The following is an 18,378-nucleotide window of genomic DNA, read 5'->3' on the forward strand; positions in this document are numbered from 1 at the left end:
ATTCGGTCAATGCGTTTGAAGCGGCGCGGCCTCCACAGTCTTGCGTACCTCGGCAGGCAACATCTCCCACACGCGAACGAGTTCGCCGACGGAAGTCAGCTGCATCTTGCGCATGACGTTGCAGCGATGGAGCTTGACAGTGATATCGCTGATGCCGAGGTAGAAAGCGATCTGCTTGTTCAGCCGGCCAGCCGCGACTTCGCGTAGGACCTGGCGTTCGCGCGGCGTGAGCAACGCGAACTTGCTTAGGTACTCCTTCAGTATCCGCGCGTGCGCTCGCCGCTGGATGTCAAGCTCAATGCCGGCGGCGATGGCATCGAGCAGCGTCTGGTCGCGCACCGGCTTGGTGAGGAAGTCGACAGCTCCCGCTTTCATCGCTTGCACCGACATGGGGATGTCGCCATGGGCCGTGAGAAAGATGATCGGTTTGGCCTCGCCGCTCTCGGCTAGCCGATATTGGAGATCCAAGCCGCTTAAGCCAGGCATCCGTACATCGGCAACGAGGCAGCCTGGCCGATCCGGGAGTTCAGCCTCGAGCAATTCGCCCGTGGAGGCGAAGCTGATCGTGTCGATGCCCACTGAATGCATGAGCTCCTGCAGCGCCTCCCGGAGGCTGGCTTCGTCGTCCACGAGGATGACCAGCGGGCGATCCGCTTCGGCCCAGTTGCTTGCGGACTGAGATCGGTTGAGCACTCTGCTCTTATAGCTCTCACTCATATGATAACTTACACTCATCGTGAATTCTCCTTTCCAGTCAAAGCGTCACCAATCGCTGCAAGCAACGCTTGCCCGTCGAAAGGCTTGCGGAAGAACCAGTTGTGCTTCGCCTGCAACAGCTCAATTACTTCATGGCGGGCGGTAATCAGGATCACTGGCAGGTCGGGACGTCTCTCGCTCATCAAGCGCTGCAACTCGAAGCCGTCCATGCCGGGCATGCCGATGTCTGTGATCAGACAATCTATCTCCGGGACTGTATTGCTGTCGAGCAGGGTCTGCGCCGAGGAGAATGCCCGCACGACGTGCCCCGCTGACTCAAGAAGATTCTCAAGCGATTCGAGCAGGCGCTGGTCGTCATCGACGATCGCTATCACGGACTGCGGGTTGGGCATTCTTGCAAGCTTCCTGAACGTCTGGAATGAGTGATTGGAATCCGCAGCTTTTCAGCGATCCGCACCAGGTCGGCGAGCGATTCCGCCCGCATTTTGTGCATGATCTTGCTGCGGTGGATTTCAAGGGTAATCTCACTGATGCCGAGCTCTGCAGCGGCCTGTTTGTTCAGCAGGCCGCTGACCACGAGCGGCAATACCTCACGCTCCCGCGGGGTAAGAGCCGCCAAGCGGCGAGCAAGCTCGGACAGCTCCGCGCGCGCCGATCGTTGAATGCGATCCCGGTCGATCGCCGCCCGAACCGCCGCAACCAGATCGTTCTCTCCGACCGGCTTGGTCAGAAAGTCGACGGCACCTCCCTGAATTGCCCGTACCGACGATGGAATGTCGCCATGTCCCGTTATAAATACGATCGGGGGATGGACATCGTCGGATAGCTGCTTCTGGAACTCCAGACCGTTGATGTCGGGCAGCTCGACATCGAGGATCAGGCACGCGGGGAGATCGGGCTTCGCATAGGCGACATAGTCCGCGGCCGCGGCGAACGTCTCGGATTGCCATCCCAAGGACTCCAACAGTTCGTTGATTGCCTCGCGCACCCTGGCATCATCATCCACCACGAAGACCATTTCCTTGCGCTGGCTCATGGCGCCTCGCTTGCCTCCAACGGAAGCGTGAAAGCGACGGTCGCCCCACGGGTCTCGTTGTTGGCCATCCAGAGTCGGCCCCCATGCGATTCGATGATTGAACGGCAGATGGCGAGCCCCATACCCATCCCGTGCTGCTTGGTTGTGAAGAACGGTTGGAAAACGCTCTCGGTGTCCTCGAAGCCGGTTCCGGCGTCGCGAACCTCGATGCGGATCGCGTCATTACCGTCACGGAGCGAGCTTATCTGGAGAGCACGCGCCCCGTCGACGATAGCGCCGTCCATCGCCTCGACCCCATTCCGCACCAGGTTCACAAACACCTGCTGTACCTGGACGCGATCGAGCGCGACCGACGGCAGGTCCGGCTCGAGATTCGTCTCGATGCGGATGCCTTTCGCCGCGATCCCATCAGCCATCAGTTGGCAGACTTCGCCAATCAAGTGGTTGATATTTTCAGACGACCTGGCGCGCGGTGCCTGACGGAAAAGGGCGCGGATGCGACTGACGACATCCGCCGCCGAGTTGGCGTCGCGAGTGATGCGCTCGGCTGTGATCTTCGCGCGCTCGACGTTCGGGGGCTCGGCGGACAGCCAACGGTGGCATGCGTGGGAATTGGCGACAATAGCCGCCAGCGGCTGGTTCACTTCGTGCGCAATCGAGGCGGAAAGCTCGGCCAGGCTGGCCGCCTGAGTAGCCCGCGCGAGTTGCTCGGATGCGCGTCGCAGCGCCTCTTCCGCATGCACCTGATCATCTATGTCGTGACAGAGGCCGAACCACTGGGCGATGCGTCCGTCCGGGGCACGCAGCGGTTCGGCCCGGCCCGACATCCAGCGATAGACGCCGTCGTGCCGACGCAGGCGATATTTCATGGAGAAGAGCTCGCCTGTCTTGAGACAGCGCCCCAAAACATCCGACACCGCGTCCACATCGTCCGGATGGAAGATGGCGTCGAACACCACCGCCAGCTGGCGCTTGTCCTCCAGGTCCACACCGAGAAAGTCTGCCATGTGCTTGTTAGCAAGGGTAGTCTCCCCGTCCGGGGTCAGACGCCAAAGGTTACTCGGAACCATGTCCACGAGCAAAGAGAGCTCTCGCTCCCGATTGCGCAGCGCCTCCTGCGCGCGCACTTCATCGTCAATGTCGAGAGAAACGCCGTACCATTGCACAATCGTTCCGTCTTGGTCACGACGAGGCTCCACCCTGCACTCCGCCCACCGATAGGCGCCATCTTTCTCAAGCCACCGAAACCGCATGACGGTGCCGCGGCCAGATTCAAAACAATTCAGCAATGTTCGCTGCACTTCAGGTGCATCTTCGGGACAGATCAGTTCTTGCAGCAATGTTTCGATGCGCGGCTCCTCGATAGCTTCGAAGTCGGGGATCACGGCGCGGAAATGGTCCTGGTATCGCTTGTTGAAGTACACCGGCCCATCCATGGATGTTACGCTCCAGATGCGGACCGGCACGGCATCGATCATCTGCTGAAGCTGCCGCTCGCTTTGTCGCAACGCCTCTTCGGCGTGCATCTGGTCGTCGATGTCGTGACAGAGGCCGTACCACTGGACAATGTGTCCGCCCGGATCCCGCATCGGCTCGGCGCGGCTCGACATCCAACGATAAACACCGTCGGCGCGGCGTAAGCGATACCTCATGGTGAAATGCTCGCCGGTAACGAGACAGCGGTTAAGCGTGTCCCTAAACTCCGCCGCCTCGTGCGGATGGACGGTCTCAATGACCGCCTCCAATCGGCTTATTCCCGGTTTGTCCATGTCCGGAACGTCGAGGCCAAGGAAGTCGACCATGCGCTTGTTGAAGAAAGTCGGCTCCCCCTCCGGAGTCAGGCGCCACAGGTGGCTCGGAACCATGTTGATGAGCTGCGAGAGCTCGTGCTCCCGATCGCGCAGCGTCTCTTCGACCGGTTTGTGCACTTCGATTTCTATTGGCATAATCAGCTGCTCCTGCCCGGCAAAGCAAACCTCGGGACCCTCTAAGCTTCTTATACCACTCTCAATCGATGTCTGGCTTGGCGAAATCATACGATAGTTTAATTCAGCCATGCGCCTGTCGCACCTCATGGAAAACCATGATGAGCCATATGTCTCGCGCCACTTGAATGGCGAACGTCAGTGAGAGTTTCCGAGAGAAGGCAACCGGACAGCCGTGGACAGAGCTCAACGAAAAACTGCGGCCCTTCCGTAGAAGAGCCGCAGTTTTTGATCGGGTCTCAATCGCTCGTTAGCAGGCGGCCCCTTGGCACACCTTGCTCAAAAGGTCCGTGCTGCCTTTCAGCGGCTGCGCCGAGACGAAAGCTGGTAACGGACGGCGCCATTCGCTGACTTTCTCATCGCTAAAATTTTTGGTCGCCACGGTCGTCATAAGGAGCTCGAGCTCTTTTCGGCTGACGCGATCGGCACGCATGACAGCGTTGATCAGCGGGTCCGAAAGGACTTGTGACTGTGTGAGGTCGGAATAAAACTGGGACATATTGGTCTCCTTTTCGATGACCAGTAAAACTGTATTGGATCAAAATTAGGGCGTTGGAGGTTACGGGCAGGGTGGCAAACGAGTGAATTGACTTTGGCATTCAATGTGTGTTACCGGTCAGTAACGTCCCAATAGTTACTAAGCGGTAACATCAATGTCAAGTGCCCCTTCGAAAACAATAGCAGATAATTCTGACAAGCTCGTGACCACACTGGAACGTCCTCGTGAGAGGATCGTGAAGAGCGCCATAGAGCTGTTCCGCCAGCATGGGATCAAGGGTATCGGTGTCGATGCTATTGCCGAGGCTGCCGGCTCCAACAAGATGACCCTCTATCGCCACTTTGGCTGCAAGGACGATCTGGTTTGCGAGTGCCTGAAGCAGGTCTCGAGCGAAAAGGAACGTATCTGGGTCGATCTGGAAGACGCCTATCCCGGTGAGCCGGCCAGGCAGTTGCGGGGTTGGGTCGATGAAGCTGCCCAACGAATCTTCAATGATTTGCGCGGCTGCGATCTCGTCAATGCAGCGGTTGAACTGAAAGAAGCCGGCCATCCGGCTCAAAAAGTCATCATGGACGCTAAAAAAGCGCATGTGCAGCATTTGGTCGAGCTTTGCCGCAGGGCGGGCGTTCAGCAGTACGAACAACTCGCGCAGGCGCTCGTACTCCTCGTCGAAGGCGCGCGTGTCTGTGGTCAGAGCATCGGTATCGAAGGCCCGCAACAACGGCTGAAGCAGACCTGCGAAGCCTTGATCGATGCATTTTCCAAACACTGATAAATGTTTCTGAAAAACAATTCCCTGAATGCGCACCATTCAAGTGATTGTGTTTGTGCCCGGCTGTCGATCATCGATATTGAGGAGCTGGCGCCTGGTATGAGTAGAGGCGTCTGAACCGAAACGACAGGACAGATCCATGAAACAGAACATTGAAATCAAGACCGCTGATGGCACGGCTAAAGCCGCCATCTTTCGCGCCGATTCCGCGCCATCAAAGGTCGGCGGCGCCGAGCGCGGTGTGGTGTTCTACATGGATGCGATGGGTCCGAGGCCTGCACTGGATGGCATGGCGCAACGCCTGGCAGATTTCGGCTACGTGGTTCTTCTGCCGGACTTGTTCTATCGGTTCGGAGCCTATGGTCCTTTTACCGGAACGTCCTTTTCCGACGAAACCGCCAAGGCACAGATCATGACCATGGTGCGCGGCACCACCCAGGAAATGACCAAGCGCGATACGGCGTCGTTTCTCGATACGTTGGCGGCAGCCGGCGCAACCGGTCCCGTCGGCGCCGTCGGTTATTGCATGGGCGGCGGACGAGCCGTTACCGCTGCGGGTGCCTTTCCGGACAGGGTCGCGGCAGCGGCGAGCTTTCATGGCGGCAATCTTGCCATTGACGCTGAAGACAGCCCGCATCGTTTGGCAGGCGGCATCAAAGGCCGCGTCTATGTGGGCGTGGCAGGGGTTGATGGCAGCTTTCCACCTGAGCAATCGGCGCGCCTCGCCGAAGCGTTAAGGACCGCCGAAGTCGACCACATCATCGAGAATTATGTAGGCATGGCCCATGGCTGGGCGGTGCCGGATCACGGCGTTTACAACGCGGTCGGCGGTGAGAGGCACTGGAAGCGGCTGAAGACATTCTTCAATGAGGCCTTGAGCCACGACAATTTGCGATAGTTCAGTGTTTGGAAGCGCCCTGATGCCGGGCGCTCCCAAATTTTGGACTTACTTCTGGATGCAGGTCGCAACCGTATCCTTGGTGCATTCGTCGAGACCAGTGAAGACCGGATCTTCAACGGGCTTGCCTTCGATCAGATTGATCATGACGGAAGGCGCCTTGTAACCCATTTCGAAAGGCCGCTGACCAACGAGTGCGGTAACCAGGCCTTCGCCGGCAATTGCTACTTCGTCGCCGATTGTATCGGCGGCGCCGATGACGAACTCATTGCTGGCGATCTTTTCCTTGTAGGGACCAAACAGATCACGGTAAGGCTGTGGTGCGCCGAACAGCGGCCAGCCGCCCATGATCCCGAAGGCGTCGAGCTTCGGATTGGCTGCAAGGATGTCGGTCATTGCCTGAACGCCCTTGGCGCCGTCGTCATTGGTGAAGACAGGGCAACCCGCAACTTCCGTCCAGCCGCCTTCGCCCTTGAGCGCTGCCAGGCCCTTTTGACCGGTCAGGGCATCGCGCATGCCTTGAGCCCGGCGAAGGATGTTGTCGGCGCCCGTATTGCCTTCGATCGTGCAGATCGTACCGCCTTTTGGCTTGCCCTTCTTGATATATTCGCCGATCTTGAAGCCCATCAGATAGTTGTCTGTGCCGAGATAGGTCTTGCGCAAGGCAGCGTCTTCAGCGGCGAGATCAGCGTCGAGCGTCATTACTGGAACCGATGGATTGGCCGTCTTGATCGTCTGGGCAATCAGCTTGGCGTTCGACGGCGAGATCGCGATAGCCGCCGTGTCGGCCTTGCCGAGCATATCCTGGACGATCTGCGCTTCGCCAGCTTCATCCGATGTCGATGCGGGGCCGGTGTAGAAGCATTCATATTCCGAGCTCGCGTTCTCGCTGTTCCACTTCTGGCAACCTTGATTGATTGCCTCGAAAAACGGATTGTCGAGACCTTTAACGACGATGACGACCTGTTTTTTTGCCAGAGCAGGTCCCGCACCAAGTGCAAGAGCGGCCGCGGCGACTAACAATAGTGACTTTCTCATTTATTCCTCCCTTGGAAACAAACGGACATGAAATGCCCGCCATTCAGTCTTCTACCGTTGATAGGTGCGCAATGGCCGGTGTTGAAACCTGCAGATTTTGAGTCCCCTCCGAACTTTATCCGCTGCGCCACGGACAAATACATTCCTCCGATCGCCAGCTAATATTGGCAAAGTTCACCCGTCAATGGGTATTTGTCATATAAAACGACTTTTCATCGCTATGGTGACCGGATTCAGCGGAAAGCCGATTGACGCCCTGCGCGGCGTTTGCGTAAATGCCCGTCACGGCTCTTCCTGGGAGGGGAGGGCGGGATCGCAAAAAAGCCTCGTGTTTCAATGAGAACACGGGTAGCGCGAGCAAACATGCACGGGAGGCATACGGCTGGTGGCAGTTCTGGAACTCACCAACATTTCAAAACATTTCGGCGCCATCCAGGCGGTCAACGATGTTTCATTCTCCATCGAGGCGGGCGAAGTCGTTGGCCTCATGGGCGACAATGGCGCGGGTAAATCGACGCTCGTCAAAATGATCGCCGGCAATTTCAGCCCGAGCCATGGCACCATGCGCATGGATGGTGCCGAGCTTGTCCTCAACAAGCCGGTCGAAGCGCGCCGTCACGGCATCGAGATCGTTCACCAGGATCTGGCGCTCTGCGATAATCTCACCGCAGCGGCAAATGTGTTCCTTGGTCGCGAGATTCGCCGCGGCGTCGGGCCTTTCCGCATTCTCGACTACGCGTCGATGTACAAGCGTGCAGGCCAGATTTTCGCCGAGCTGAAATCCGAAACCCGCCCTCGTGATCTCGTCAAGCAGATGTCCGGCGGGCAGCGGCAGGCGGTAGCGATTGCGAGGACGAGGCTCTCCGAGGCAAAGATCGTGCTCATGGACGAACCGACGGCGGCAATTTCCGTGCGTCAGGTTGCCGAGGTGCTGAATTTGATTCGCCACCTGCGCGATCAGGGCATTGCCGTTGTGCTCATCAGCCACCGCATGCCGGATGTTTTCGATGTTGCCGACCGGGTCATTGTGATGCGCCGCGGGCGCAAGGTTGCAGACAAGCGGATTGCGGCGAGTTCGCCTGAAGAAGTCACCGGCCTCATCACCGGTGCCATCGAACAAGTTGCGTAGCCGGCATGTCGGCGGAATTAATAGATAGATAGAAGGTCGACTATGGCAATTACACTTGACCAGACCATTGCGCACAAGCAGCAGAGCTGGCTTGCGGAAAAACTGAGCAGCCAGACTTTCTGGGTTCTGGTCGCCGTCATTCTTGCGTGCATCTTCTTGTCGTTCGCAACGGATTCCTTCGCGACCTCCAAAAACCTCTACAACATCACCCGCAATGTCACTTTCGTCGCGATCATTGCGCTCGGCATGACGCTGGTGATCATCACAGGCGGTATTGATCTGTCCGTTGGCTCGGTGCTTTGTCTTTGCAGCATGATTCTCGGCGTCGTCATGCATGCCGGTTACAGTATCGAAGTCGGTATAGCAGCGTCCATCGCCACGGCCCTCATCATCGGCGCGTGTCACGGTCTGCTGATAGCCTACATAGGCATGCCGCCATTCGTTGTGACACTCGCGACGCTGTCGATCGCACGCAGTCTGGCCATGGTTGCCTCCGGCAACACGGTTGTATTCCAGTTCGGGCCGGACCACGACAAACTCCTGGCACTTGGCGGCGGTGCATGGTTCTTCGGTATCGCAAACCCCGTGGTTTACATGGTCGTGCTGGCCTTGCTTACTGGCTTTATCTTGCGTTGGACGAGATTCGGACGTTACATCTATGCCATTGGCGGCAATGAGCACGCGGCGGTCCTTACCGGCGTGCCGGTTCGCCAGATCAAGGTGGCGGTCTATATGATCTCGTCGCTTTCGGCTGGTATTGCCGGTATCATCCAGACCGGCTGGCTCGGTGCGATCACTACCAATATCGGTACCGGCCTCGAGTTGCAGGTCATTGCCGCAGCCGTCATCGGCGGTGCGGCTCTCGCGGGCGGCGTCGGCACGGCCCTCGGGGCTATCGTTGGTGCGGCGTTGATCGAGGTGATCCGCAACAGTCTTGGATTGCTTGGCATCAATGCCTTCTGGCAAGGTTGTTTCATTGGCGGCGCCATCCTGTTCGCCGTGCTGTTCGACCGGATGCGCAAATTCCGCCAGAGTGAATGAGTTCCTAAGGAGAATGCAAAAATGAAGAAGCGGATCGTATTCACAGGCGGTACCGGTAAGGCCGGCCGTCACGTGGTTCCTTATCTCGTCGACAAGGGCTACGAGGTCCTGAACGTCGATCTCGCCCCGCTCGACTATCCCGGCGTCAACACCATCAATGCCGATATCGCCGACAGCGGCCAGATGTTCGACGTACTCTCCAGCCACTTTGGTTTCGAGGGTTTCGAGAGTGGCAAAGGTCCCGCCCCGATCGATGCAGTCGTGCATTTTGCAGCGGTGCCGCGCGTGTTGATCAAGCCGGACAACGAGACGTTCCGCATCAATACGATCGGGACCTATAATGTCATCGAGGCCGCGGTCAAGCTCGGGATCAAGAAGGTCATCGTCGCATCGAGCGAGACCACTTATGGCGTCTGCTTTGCCGAAGGCGACAAGGATTTCCATCATTTCCCGCTTGAGGAAGACTACGACACCGACCCGATGGACAGCTACGGGCTGTCCAAGGTGCTGAACGAGAAGACCGCGCGTGCCTTTGCCATGCGTTATGGGGCCGATATCTACGCTCTGCGCATCGGCAATGTCATCGAACCGCACGAGTACGACCGGTTTCCCGCATTCCTCGCCGATCCGATGTCGCGCAAACGCAATGCCTGGAGCTATATCGATGCGCGCGACCTCGGACAGATCGTCGATCTTGCGATCCGCAAGGATGGCCTTGGCTTCGAGGTATTCAATGCCGTAAACGACACGATCACCGCGAAGCTTCCGACGCGGGAATTTCTCGAGAAATATTGTCCCGGCGTACCGATCCGGCGCGAGCTCGGTGAATTTGAAGCGCCTCTTTCCAATCGCAAGACGCGCGAGTTGCTTGGTTTCCGCGAGGAGCACGACTGGCGCAAATATGTGCCGCAGAAGTGATCTAGCGCCAGTACTCGTGGAATAGTCCGCCGAAATAGTAGGGACCAAAGCTCCAGACGGCCGCCCATAGAGCGGCCCCAAGGAGGTTGGCGAGGAAGAAACTGTGCCACGGCATCCCGACCGAGCCGGCAACCAATCCATTCAACTGCCGCAGCACAACGACAAAGCGTGCGCCGACAACGATGATCGGTCCGCGGTGCCGGAAAAGGTCTTCCAGCTTTTCCAGACGCTCGGGGGTGAGTTTGACGAGCCAGCCATATCGCTTCAGCAGGGGTCGCCCGCCAAAGTGGCCGATAGCATAGCCGGTGCCGTCGCCGAGCACGGCGGCAACCCAGACGGTGAAAAACAGGTCGGTTACGGAGAGATCACCACGCACCGCGAGAAGCGACGATGCGACAAGCGCACTTTCGCCAGGAAGCGGAGCGCCGAAGGATTCCAGGTATATGATGACGAAGATCGCATAGAGCCCATATTGCTGGATGTACGGTTCCAGGAATGTAATGCCGGTGTGCAGGAATTCCACGGCTTTGCTTTCTGTTGACGCATTGCAGGACGCCATACCTATTGGCACGAAATTATTATGATTCTCAACGTATGCGGGATATTTGGTCGTGCTGAACGTTCAAGTCATGGCATTTTTCGATGCCACCTCCTGCGCCACCCAATCGAGAAACACCCGAACGCGTGGTGAAAGTTGACGATTACGGGGGTAGAGCAGGGAGACCGGCATCGGACGTGGAGGACAATCGGGCAGAAGCTGGACAAGCGCTCCTCGTGCAAGATCGTCAGCGGCATGGAAGCGGGGCACCTGAACGAGACCGAGCCCCAGTCGTGCGGTTGCAAGATAGCTCTCTGTGCCCGTCACGGAAATCGTCGTTGGCAGCGTCACATTTTCCAATCGTTCGCCGATCATGAAATCCAATGGCCGCACGACACCCGTCGTCAGTGACCGGAGCCCGATCATGCGATGGCCGTCCAGCGCATCCCAACTTGCCGGCGTGCCGAAACGGTCGAGGTAGGCGGGCGCGGCGCATGTCAATCGTTCCAGCGTCGCGACGCGCCGGGCAATCATGTCGCTGTCCGGCAGGATACCGAACCGCAGCACGCAGTCTACGCCCTCGCGGATAAGGTCGATCCACCGCTCGCCTTCGCTCATGCTGATTTCAATATCGGGATATTTCTCGAAAAAGGTCGGCAGACCCGGCAACAGGAAGTAGCGCGCCAGCGTGCCCTGAACCTCGACACGCAGCAATCCCTTGGGCCTTGCCGCGCCGAATGCCCCTTCCGCATCCTCGAGATCGGCGATGATCGAGACGCACCGCCGGTGGTGGGCCTCGCCGTCAAGGGTCGGACTGACCTGGCGTGTCGTGCGTTCGAGCAGGCGCACACCGAGCCGCGCTTCCAGCTGTTTCACCGCATCGGTCACGGTCGAGCGTGGCAGGCCAAGATCGTTGGCGGCGAGCGTGAAACTGCGCCGTTCGACGACCCGGACGAAGACGCGCATCGCTTCAAATCTGTCCATTTGGATGTTCCGGTTACTGGATCAGGCGTGATTGCATCATGAAATGCCGGTGTTGGCTTTGCAAGATAATTGTTCGTATTTTTCGGATAGTGATACCAGAGAACGCACGATTATCCGCAAATAAAAGAGGCCTATTCTCTCGTCATTATCCAGTTCATCAAGGAGCAAGATCATGACACAACAGACAAACAAGGTAGCAATCGTTACCGGAGCATCTCGCGGTATCGGCGCAGCAATTGCAGAACGACTGGCCAGTGATGGCTTTACCGTAATCGTCAATTATGCCGGTAGTGCCAAAGAGGCTCAGGATCTGGTTGACAAGATCGAAGCAGGCGGTGGCAAGGCAGTGACTGCACAAGCGAATGTCGCTGATGCGGCAGCAGTGCGGCGCATGTTCGATTCCGCTGAAGCAGCGTTCGGCGGTGTAGACGTTTTGATCAACAATGCCGGCGTCCTGAAGATGATGCCGCTGGCAGATACGAGCGATGAAGAATTCGATCGCCACTTCGCCATCAACACCAAGGGAACTTTCAACACGTTACGTGAAGCTGCCAAGCGTTTGAGGGATGGTGGAAGGATCGTCAACTTTTCGTCGACGAGCCTTCGTCTCAAGATGCCAGGCTATGCTTTGTACAATGCCACCAAAGCAGCGGTCGAAGCCTTCACGCATGTGTTTTCAAAAGAGCTTCGTGGCAGGAACATCACGGTCAACGCGGTAGCTCCCGGGCCGATCGCCACCGACCTCTACCTCAAGGGCAAAAGCGAGGAAGTGATTGCGATGGCTGCCAAGGCGCCGCCGCTCGAACGCCTTGGTCAGCCCAGTGATATCGTCGGTGTGGTCTCGTTCCTCGTCGGACCTGACGGTGGCTGGGTCAATGGCCAGATACTGCGTGCCAATGGCGGCGTCGCCTGATTTCGGCGATCAGGCCGGGGGTTGATCCTCGGCTCTTATCGCGCATCGGCAGGCTCAATGCCGCAGAATCTTGCTCAGGAACGCGCGGCTTCGATCGGTCTTGGGATCGGAGAAAAACTCGTCCGGCGTGCCAGTTTCGACGACTGCTCCCGCATCCATGAACACGACCCGCTGCGCCACTTTGCGGGCAAAACCCATCTCATGCGTCACCACCATCATGGTCATGCCCTCTTCGGCGACGCCAACCATCACGTCCAGTACCTCACTGATCATCTCGGGATCGAGGGCTGATGTGGGCTCGTCGAAGAGCATGATTTTCGGGCGCATGCACAGGCAACGAGCGATGGCGACCCGCTGCTGCTGACCACCGGACAGCTCGGAAGGATAGGCATTGAACTTATCGCCGAGCCCGACTTTCGCCAGCATCTCGCGGCCCGACGCCTCGGCCTCGCCGCGCGGAATTTTCCGCACGTGGATCGGTGCAAGCGTGACGTTTTCAAGCGCCGTCTTGTGCGGATAGAGATTGAAAGCCTGGAAGACAAAGCCGATCTCGGTACGCAGTTCGGTCATGTTGGTGGCGCGGTCGCCGAGACGCTGTCCGTCGACGACAAGGTCGCCGTCCTTGATCGTCTCAAGGCCATTGATGCAGCGGATCAGCGTGCTCTTGCCCGAACCGCTTGGGCCGCACACGACGACGACTTCACGCGGCTCAACACTGAGCGTGATGTCCTTGAGAACATGAAGCGCGCCGAACCATTTGTTGACGCCGCGAAACTCGATCATATCTGGCTGCCTTCGTTAATGGGACGGAAATGCGTCACAATTGCACCTCGCCATGGGCGGCGCTCATGCGTCTCTCCAGCCGGCGGGCGAGCAGGATCAGCGGATAGCACACGACAAAATAACCAATGCCGACAATGGCGAACACGAGCAACCCATTGGGTACTCGCTGAACCACCAGCCAGCCGACCCGGGTTAGATCTGTCAGGCCGATAGCGGAAACGACCGACGAATCCTTGATGAGAAGCACGTATTGGCCGACGAGCGGCGGCAGGGAGACACGCATCGCTTGCGGCAGGACCACTTGACGCATCCGCTGCCACTGCGACAGCCCGGACGCAAGCGCCGCCTCGACCTGCCCGGTCGGTACCGAACGGATGCCGGCTGCGACGATCTCGCAAATGAAGCAGGCTGCGAGGTTCGTCAGCGCTATGATGCCTGCGGTGAAGGCATCGAGCTCAACACCAAGTTCCGGCAGGATGAAGAAGATCAGGAATATCTGCACGAGGAATGGCGTCCCGCGGATCAGGTCGACCCACAAGCCGATTGCAGAATCCAGCAAGCGACTGCCGCTCGTGCGCAGGACACCGAGCGCAAAGCCAAGGATCGTACCGAGCACCAGGCTTATTCCAGACAGGGCAATTGTCATGCCGAGCCCGCGCAACGCCAGTGGATAGCTGCCCATCAGGCTTTGGAGCTGGAACCAGATCATGTGCGGCTCCCGATCGGGCGCACGCCGAGCCAGCGCGCCGAGAATGCTGCCAGTGATTTCAATCCATAATAGAGGACGAGATAGCACGCGGCAGTCGTGATGAAGCCTTCGGCGGGCATGAACCTGTCCGACGCCAGCAATTGGCCCGCTCGCGTCAGTTCGGCGACGGAAATCAACGACAGCAACGCCGAGTCCTTTACCAGAACAATGGCTTGCCCGAGCAGCGGTGGAATAGTTACCCGGATAGCCTGCGGCAGGATCACCAGGCGCATGCGCTGGGCATAGGTCATCCCGGACGCTATGCCGGCCTCCACCTGTCCACGCGAAATCGACAGGATGCCAGCGCGGATGATCTCGGCGATATAGGCGCCACTGTTCAAGGCCAAAGCCAGAATGCCGACGACGAGTTCGGGCAATACGAGGCCTAGCCGCGGCAGGCCAAAATACAGGAAATAGAGCTGTGCCAGCAGAGGTGTCGCGCGGATTGCGTCGATATAGATTTTTGCCGGAAGCTGTAAAAGCCGCGAGCGCTGCAGGTTCATCGCACACAGGATGATGCCCACGGCAAGCGCGCCGGCAAACGAGACGATCGACAACCACAGCGTCGCAGCAAATCCCTGCCCGAACAGGGGCAGATATTCGACGATGGTGCGAAAGCTGAAGTTTTCAAGCATGCCGGGAAGATCCCTCAGGCGGCGGAACAGGCGCGATCAAAAAGCGGCCAGACTGCATGCGTGAAGCGACTTGCCCCACGCATGCCGTCCGAGACCTGCTATTGATGGTCTTTCTTCCAGGCTTCCGAATTGACCCAGTAATCCAGGTTCTTCTGCAGACGGCCGTCGAGAGCCACCTGATCGAGGAACAGATTCATCCAGACGAGTAGGTCCGGCTCGTCATAGCGTGTGGCGAAAGCCAGTGGTTCCTTCGACAGGACTTCCGGCATAATCGTGAAGCTCCCGGCGGGATAAGCAGCCTGCTGCCCCTTGACTGCCGAGACATCGTTCACGCCGCAATCGGCCTGGCCGTTATTGACAGCATCGAGCAGGAGCGGGCCGCCGCCCTTGTAGCTCTTGATTTCGGCATCGGGGAACGTCTCCTTTGCCACTTTTTCGCCCGTTGCTCCGAGAAGTACGGCGATCTTCGTGCCCTTGGCCTTGCAAGCATCCATGGTCCCGAATTTGCTGTCAGTCTTGGCAAAGACAGCACTGCCCGTATACATGAAAGGCTTGGTGAACGCGACTTTCATCGCCCGCGCCAGTGTCGGGGTCATATCCGCAACCAGCAGATCGGCCTTGCCGGAAAGCAGTGCCGGGATCAGACCATCCCAGTCATAATCTTGGAACGTGATTTTTACGCCCATTTCCTTCGCCATCAGTTCGGCAAGCTCGACCGAGCTTCCCGTGCGCTTGCCAGCCGCATCGACCATGGAGAAGGGCGGGCCCTGCGTCTGAACCGCGACGCGCAGTTCGCCGCGCTTGGTGATATCGTCGAGTGTTCCGGCATTGGCTGCGACAGTCATGCCGAGCAGGGCAATCCCTGCGACGAATAGTCGAGTAATTTTCATTCTTATGTCCTCCGTTGGTGTTGGTATTCCCCGCCCTTTATTGGGCTCTTTAATTTGTTTTTGGTGCCATTGCCGGATCAGTCCAGCATCCCTCCGGCAAACTCACCCATTTGTTGCACGATGCCATGACCACAAAGGTCTCGCTTCGTACGATCTCTCCGAGGTCGCCGACCCCGGGTATCAACTCGCTGGTGACCCGGTAAAGATCGGCAATGTCGCCTGCGATGACCACATCGACGATGATGTCGAACCGTCCGGTTACGACACATGCCGACGTGACGAAGGGGAGCGCTGCAATCCGTTCCGCGATCTCGCGTACGCGGCCGCGCCCCTGTGTATTGACACCGACGATGGCCGAGATCAGTTCGGGACGTTCCGTCAGGTTGAGCAATCCGACGATCTTCAGGAGGTTTCGGTCCAGCAAGTTGCGAAGGCGCGTGCGTACCGTTGGCACGGACATCGCCATCATTTCAGCAAGACGCGTCAACCCAGGCTGCGCATCCTGCGAGAGCTGTTTGACAAGCCGCCTGTCCGTCTGATCCAGATGTTCCCGCAAGCGGCTAGACTTTCACAAAAGAGAAAATACAGCGATATTTTTTACCGATATGGAATATCCTATGCGGTACTTTTGCAGAACACAAGGATTTTTGAAACTCAAACAAATGGCTTTGCCGGGTCGAACTTGCGAGGAAGCAGCCTTTCCAGATAGGCTCGGCCTTGGGATGAGATCTGGTTTGTATCGGATAGCATGAAATCATCCGGCAGATGCTTCGTCTTTCCGGCGACATTGGCAAGCGGTATCAGCTGCGGACTTGTTTTTCCGTTTGCATACTGCAGGGCTACCGATCCACCGCCACGGGCAGCTGCTTCCACGGCGAAGGCGCCGGCTTCAAAGGCTTCGCGCGCGTCCGTCTCATTGATGGTCGCGATGTTGCCTCGAGGCAGATAGCCAAATGTATCGACGCGGGCGCGTGCACCGGGCAGCCCGGTGCGGATCAACTCGTCGATGGTCATGCCGAGATCGCCACCCGAAAGGCGCACGTTGCCATGTGCATCACGCTCGAGCCGGTCGGGTAGAACGAGGTTTTCGACGACCGATCGTCCATCTTCGGCCGTCACACCCTCTGACATTGCCACGATGCAGCGTCCATGGCGCGAGGTGGTTTCGCGTACGTCGTCGATGAATCGTTCCGGCGAGAACGCCCTCTCCGGAACGTAGAGAAGGTGCGGTCCACTCTCTTCGTCAAGCTGCCATGCGGCGGCGGCCGTGGTGAGAAAGCCCGCATGTCTGCCCATGACGATGCCGACATAAATTCCCGGCAAGGCGCGAAAATCGAGATCGACGCTCAAAAAGGCCCCTGCAACCAACTCGGCCGCGGAGATGAACCCCGGCGTATGGTCGTTTTCGACAAGGTCATTGTCGATCGTCTTCGGGGCGTGGACAAAAGCGATATCCTTGCCGGCAGCTTCGGCAAGAATTTGCTGCGTCCCGGCCGTATCGTTGCCGCCGATATAAATGAACGCGGTGGCTCCGGCCTTGTGCAAGCCTGTGAGGATGACCTCGCAGTAGGCGGCGTCAGGTTTGTCGCGCGTACTCCCAAGAGCTGCGCTCGGCGTTGCGGCGATTCGGCGGAGCTCCTGTTCGCTCAAAGCGGAAAGATCGACGAAATTCCCGTCGCGTATACCGCGTACGCCATGCAGCGCGCCAAGAACGCGTGCATCCTTGTGACGCTTGCGGATCTCGATCGCGGCGCCTGCCAGTGTCTGGTTTATAACGGCAGTCGGCCCGCCGCCCTGCGCAATTACGAACGTCTCGGTCATATCAATTCTTTCGGTTTGCGTGTTTCCGGAAGCCAGATGGCCGGGTTGGACCGGATGATAACAATATTTGGCCGCATGCGTAAATTTTCTCACCTAAATTGTTTTGCGTGAAGCGAGTTGAAACAATTCCAATTCAATTCTATAAAAGCTGCGTTGAATTTTTGATTGTCGAAGTTTTTCGCGTGCAAGCGCTTCTACCTTCTCCTTCAAAACTCGATAGAAACGGTTATCGTGCATGTGTACGATATCCAGGTTGAAGTTGGCAGGGAGGGCTTAATATGGCCACAGGCACAGTTAAATGGTTCAATTCCACAAAAGGTTTTGGTTTTATTCAACCTGAGGACGGCGGCGCGGATGTGTTCGTGCATATCTCTGCTGTTGAGCGCGCCGGATTGCGCAGCCTCAATGATGGCCAGAAGATCAATTACGAGCTGGTGCGCGACAAGAAGTCGGGCAAGATGTCAGCCGATCAATTGAGCGCTGCCTGATCAGCGTTCAGTTTGTGGTCGCCAAGAGGGTGACCATGGCGTAAACTGAAATATATGACGGAGGCCAGGCCGATGCCTGGCCTTTTCAATGGAATTGACGTCGCGAGCGCAAGCAGCTCGCTCAATATACGAACAAGGATGACCACCGGTTGAAAAATCTCAAGGAATTGGCTGAGCGCCGCACTGCTGCAGCCGAGGCGAAGAAACTGCTTCTCAAGAAGTTCGATAGTGCACCCAAGCCGACTGATCCCGAGATGCAGGCAAAACGTGCCGAGCGGGAGGCAATCGCGGCGGCGCGTGAAGCGCGGCGTGCGGAAAAAGAGCGGTTGGCGCAAGAAGAACTGGCCCGCAAGCAGGCAGAAGCCGATGCGCTGGCCGAGGCCGCCCTGGCCGAAGCGGAAGCCGCCAAGGTCGAAGCAAACAGACATGTCGCGCGTGTCCTCGCCGATGAAGCTGAGCGCAAGGCGGAACGCGACCGGCGTTATGCCGCCCGCAAGGCGAAGCAGCGCTGAGACGCGACTAATTTTCAGACCTCTAAGTTCCCT

General features: G+C 58.0%; 22 protein-coding genes. 8 read left to right on the forward strand and 14 right to left on the reverse strand.

The features are described from left to right. Window positions 1-6 precede the first annotated feature (6 nt). From PHA01_RS18745 to PHA01_RS18765, 5 genes are all read right to left on the reverse strand, one after another. Window positions 7-717, reverse strand: coding sequence for a response regulator transcription factor (locus PHA01_RS18745; protein WP_271898074.1), 711 nt, complete (start codon window positions 715-717; stop codon window positions 7-9). Window positions 718-731: 14 nt separating this feature from the next. Then, a complete protein-coding gene (locus tag PHA01_RS18750; protein ID WP_224506194.1) occupies window positions 732-1,109 on the reverse strand; it encodes a response regulator transcription factor in 378 nt (125 codons plus the stop codon). Continuing rightward, window positions 1,088-1,753 carry a response regulator transcription factor gene (locus PHA01_RS18755; RefSeq protein ID WP_271897895.1) on the reverse strand — a complete coding sequence of 222 codons (666 nt, stop codon included), beginning with the start codon at window positions 1,751-1,753 and terminating at the stop codon, window positions 1,088-1,090. Before PHA01_RS18755 ends, PHA01_RS18750 begins: the two co-directional genes overlap by 22 nt. Further along, window positions 1,750-3,828 carry a PAS domain-containing protein gene (locus PHA01_RS18760; protein WP_465248738.1) on the reverse strand — a complete coding sequence of 693 codons (2,079 nt, stop codon included), beginning with the start codon at window positions 3,826-3,828 and terminating at the stop codon, window positions 1,750-1,752. Before PHA01_RS18760 ends, PHA01_RS18755 begins: the two co-directional genes overlap by 4 nt. Window positions 3,829-3,988: 160 nt before the next feature. Then, on the reverse strand, window positions 3,989-4,237 hold the full coding sequence (locus PHA01_RS18765; protein WP_271897896.1) for a hypothetical protein: 249 nt from the start codon (window positions 4,235-4,237) through the stop codon (window positions 3,989-3,991). A gap of 235 nt (window positions 4,238-4,472) precedes the next feature. Between PHA01_RS18765 and PHA01_RS18770 the strand changes: the two genes are divergently transcribed. Together PHA01_RS18770 and PHA01_RS18775 are read left to right on the forward strand one after the other, a co-directional pair. Continuing rightward, window positions 4,473-5,009, forward strand: a complete 537-nt coding sequence (locus PHA01_RS18770) for a TetR/AcrR family transcriptional regulator (RefSeq protein ID WP_271897897.1) — start codon at window positions 4,473-4,475, stop codon at window positions 5,007-5,009. Between the two features lie 139 nt (window positions 5,010-5,148). Then, a complete protein-coding gene (locus PHA01_RS18775) occupies window positions 5,149-5,907 on the forward strand; it encodes a dienelactone hydrolase family protein (RefSeq protein ID WP_271897898.1) in 759 nt (252 codons plus the stop codon). A 48-nt stretch (window positions 5,908-5,955) separates the two neighbouring features. Here PHA01_RS18775 and PHA01_RS18780 read toward each other — a convergent pair whose 3' ends face one another. Further along, entirely contained in the window at window positions 5,956-6,945 is a 990-nt protein-coding gene (locus tag PHA01_RS18780; RefSeq protein WP_271897899.1) for a substrate-binding domain-containing protein, read from the reverse strand. 385 nt (window positions 6,946-7,330) lie between these two features. On the opposite strand from PHA01_RS18780, the gene PHA01_RS18785 reads away from it, so the two are divergent. From PHA01_RS18785 to PHA01_RS18795, 3 genes are read left to right on the forward strand one after another with little or no spacing between them, the layout of a single operon-like run. Further along, window positions 7,331-8,074, forward strand: coding sequence for an ATP-binding cassette domain-containing protein (locus PHA01_RS18785; protein ID WP_114430538.1), 744 nt, complete (start codon window positions 7,331-7,333; stop codon window positions 8,072-8,074). Window positions 8,075-8,116: 42 nt separating this feature from the next. Further along, on the forward strand, window positions 8,117-9,115 hold the full coding sequence (locus PHA01_RS18790) for an ABC transporter permease (protein ID WP_271897900.1): 999 nt from the start codon (window positions 8,117-8,119) through the stop codon (window positions 9,113-9,115). Between the two features lie 21 nt (window positions 9,116-9,136). Further along, window positions 9,137-10,033, forward strand: coding sequence for an NAD-dependent epimerase/dehydratase family protein (locus PHA01_RS18795; RefSeq protein WP_271897901.1), 897 nt, complete (start codon window positions 9,137-9,139; stop codon window positions 10,031-10,033). Window position 10,034: 1 nt separating this feature from the next. On the opposite strand, the gene PHA01_RS18800 is transcribed toward PHA01_RS18795, so the two are convergent. Continuing rightward, complete coding sequence (locus tag PHA01_RS18800; protein WP_271898075.1) at window positions 10,035-10,535, reverse strand: DedA family protein; 501 nt, start codon at window positions 10,533-10,535, stop codon at window positions 10,035-10,037. A gap of 120 nt (window positions 10,536-10,655) precedes the next feature. Then, on the reverse strand, window positions 10,656-11,555 hold the full coding sequence (locus PHA01_RS18805) for a LysR family transcriptional regulator (RefSeq protein WP_271897902.1): 900 nt from the start codon (window positions 11,553-11,555) through the stop codon (window positions 10,656-10,658). A 172-nt stretch (window positions 11,556-11,727) separates the two neighbouring features. On the opposite strand from PHA01_RS18805, the gene PHA01_RS18810 reads away from it, so the two are divergent. Further along, window positions 11,728-12,468, forward strand: coding sequence for an SDR family oxidoreductase (locus PHA01_RS18810; protein ID WP_271897903.1), 741 nt, complete (start codon window positions 11,728-11,730; stop codon window positions 12,466-12,468). A gap of 54 nt (window positions 12,469-12,522) precedes the next feature. Here PHA01_RS18810 and PHA01_RS18815 read toward each other — a convergent pair whose 3' ends face one another. The 6 genes from PHA01_RS18815 to PHA01_RS18840 form a co-directional block, all read right to left on the reverse strand. Next, on the reverse strand, window positions 12,523-13,251 hold the full coding sequence (locus tag PHA01_RS18815) for an amino acid ABC transporter ATP-binding protein (protein ID WP_271897904.1): 729 nt from the start codon (window positions 13,249-13,251) through the stop codon (window positions 12,523-12,525). Between the two features lie 34 nt (window positions 13,252-13,285). Continuing rightward, window positions 13,286-13,960: an amino acid ABC transporter permease gene (locus tag PHA01_RS18820; RefSeq protein WP_271897905.1), complete on the reverse strand. Its 675-nt coding sequence runs from the start codon at window positions 13,958-13,960 to the stop codon at window positions 13,286-13,288. Continuing rightward, a complete protein-coding gene (locus tag PHA01_RS18825; RefSeq protein ID WP_271897906.1) occupies window positions 13,957-14,634 on the reverse strand; it encodes an amino acid ABC transporter permease in 678 nt (225 codons plus the stop codon). Before PHA01_RS18825 ends, PHA01_RS18820 begins: the two co-directional genes overlap by 4 nt. Before the next feature lie 98 nt (window positions 14,635-14,732). Continuing rightward, on the reverse strand, window positions 14,733-15,524 hold the full coding sequence (locus tag PHA01_RS18830; RefSeq protein ID WP_271897907.1) for an ABC transporter substrate-binding protein: 792 nt from the start codon (window positions 15,522-15,524) through the stop codon (window positions 14,733-14,735). Between the two features lie 49 nt (window positions 15,525-15,573). Further along, complete coding sequence (locus tag PHA01_RS18835; protein WP_271897908.1) at window positions 15,574-16,080, reverse strand: Lrp/AsnC family transcriptional regulator; 507 nt, start codon at window positions 16,078-16,080, stop codon at window positions 15,574-15,576. A gap of 98 nt (window positions 16,081-16,178) precedes the next feature. Beyond that, entirely contained in the window at window positions 16,179-17,345 is a 1,167-nt protein-coding gene (locus tag PHA01_RS18840) for a diphosphate--fructose-6-phosphate 1-phosphotransferase (protein WP_271897909.1), read from the reverse strand. Window positions 17,346-17,623: 278 nt separating this feature from the next. Between PHA01_RS18840 and PHA01_RS18845 the strand changes: the two genes are divergently transcribed. Together PHA01_RS18845 and PHA01_RS18850 are read left to right on the forward strand one after the other, a co-directional pair. Further along, window positions 17,624-17,833: a cold-shock protein gene (locus tag PHA01_RS18845; RefSeq protein WP_112528883.1), complete on the forward strand. Its 210-nt coding sequence runs from the start codon at window positions 17,624-17,626 to the stop codon at window positions 17,831-17,833. A gap of 149 nt (window positions 17,834-17,982) precedes the next feature. Beyond that, window positions 17,983-18,345, forward strand: coding sequence for a DUF6481 family protein (locus PHA01_RS18850; protein ID WP_114430528.1), 363 nt, complete (start codon window positions 17,983-17,985; stop codon window positions 18,343-18,345). Window positions 18,346-18,378: the final 33 nt, after the last annotated feature.

The sequence above is a fragment of the Candidatus Phyllobacterium onerii genome (assembly GCF_028331445.1).
In the GTDB taxonomy this organism is placed as follows: domain Bacteria; phylum Pseudomonadota; class Alphaproteobacteria; order Rhizobiales; family Rhizobiaceae; genus Phyllobacterium; species Phyllobacterium onerii.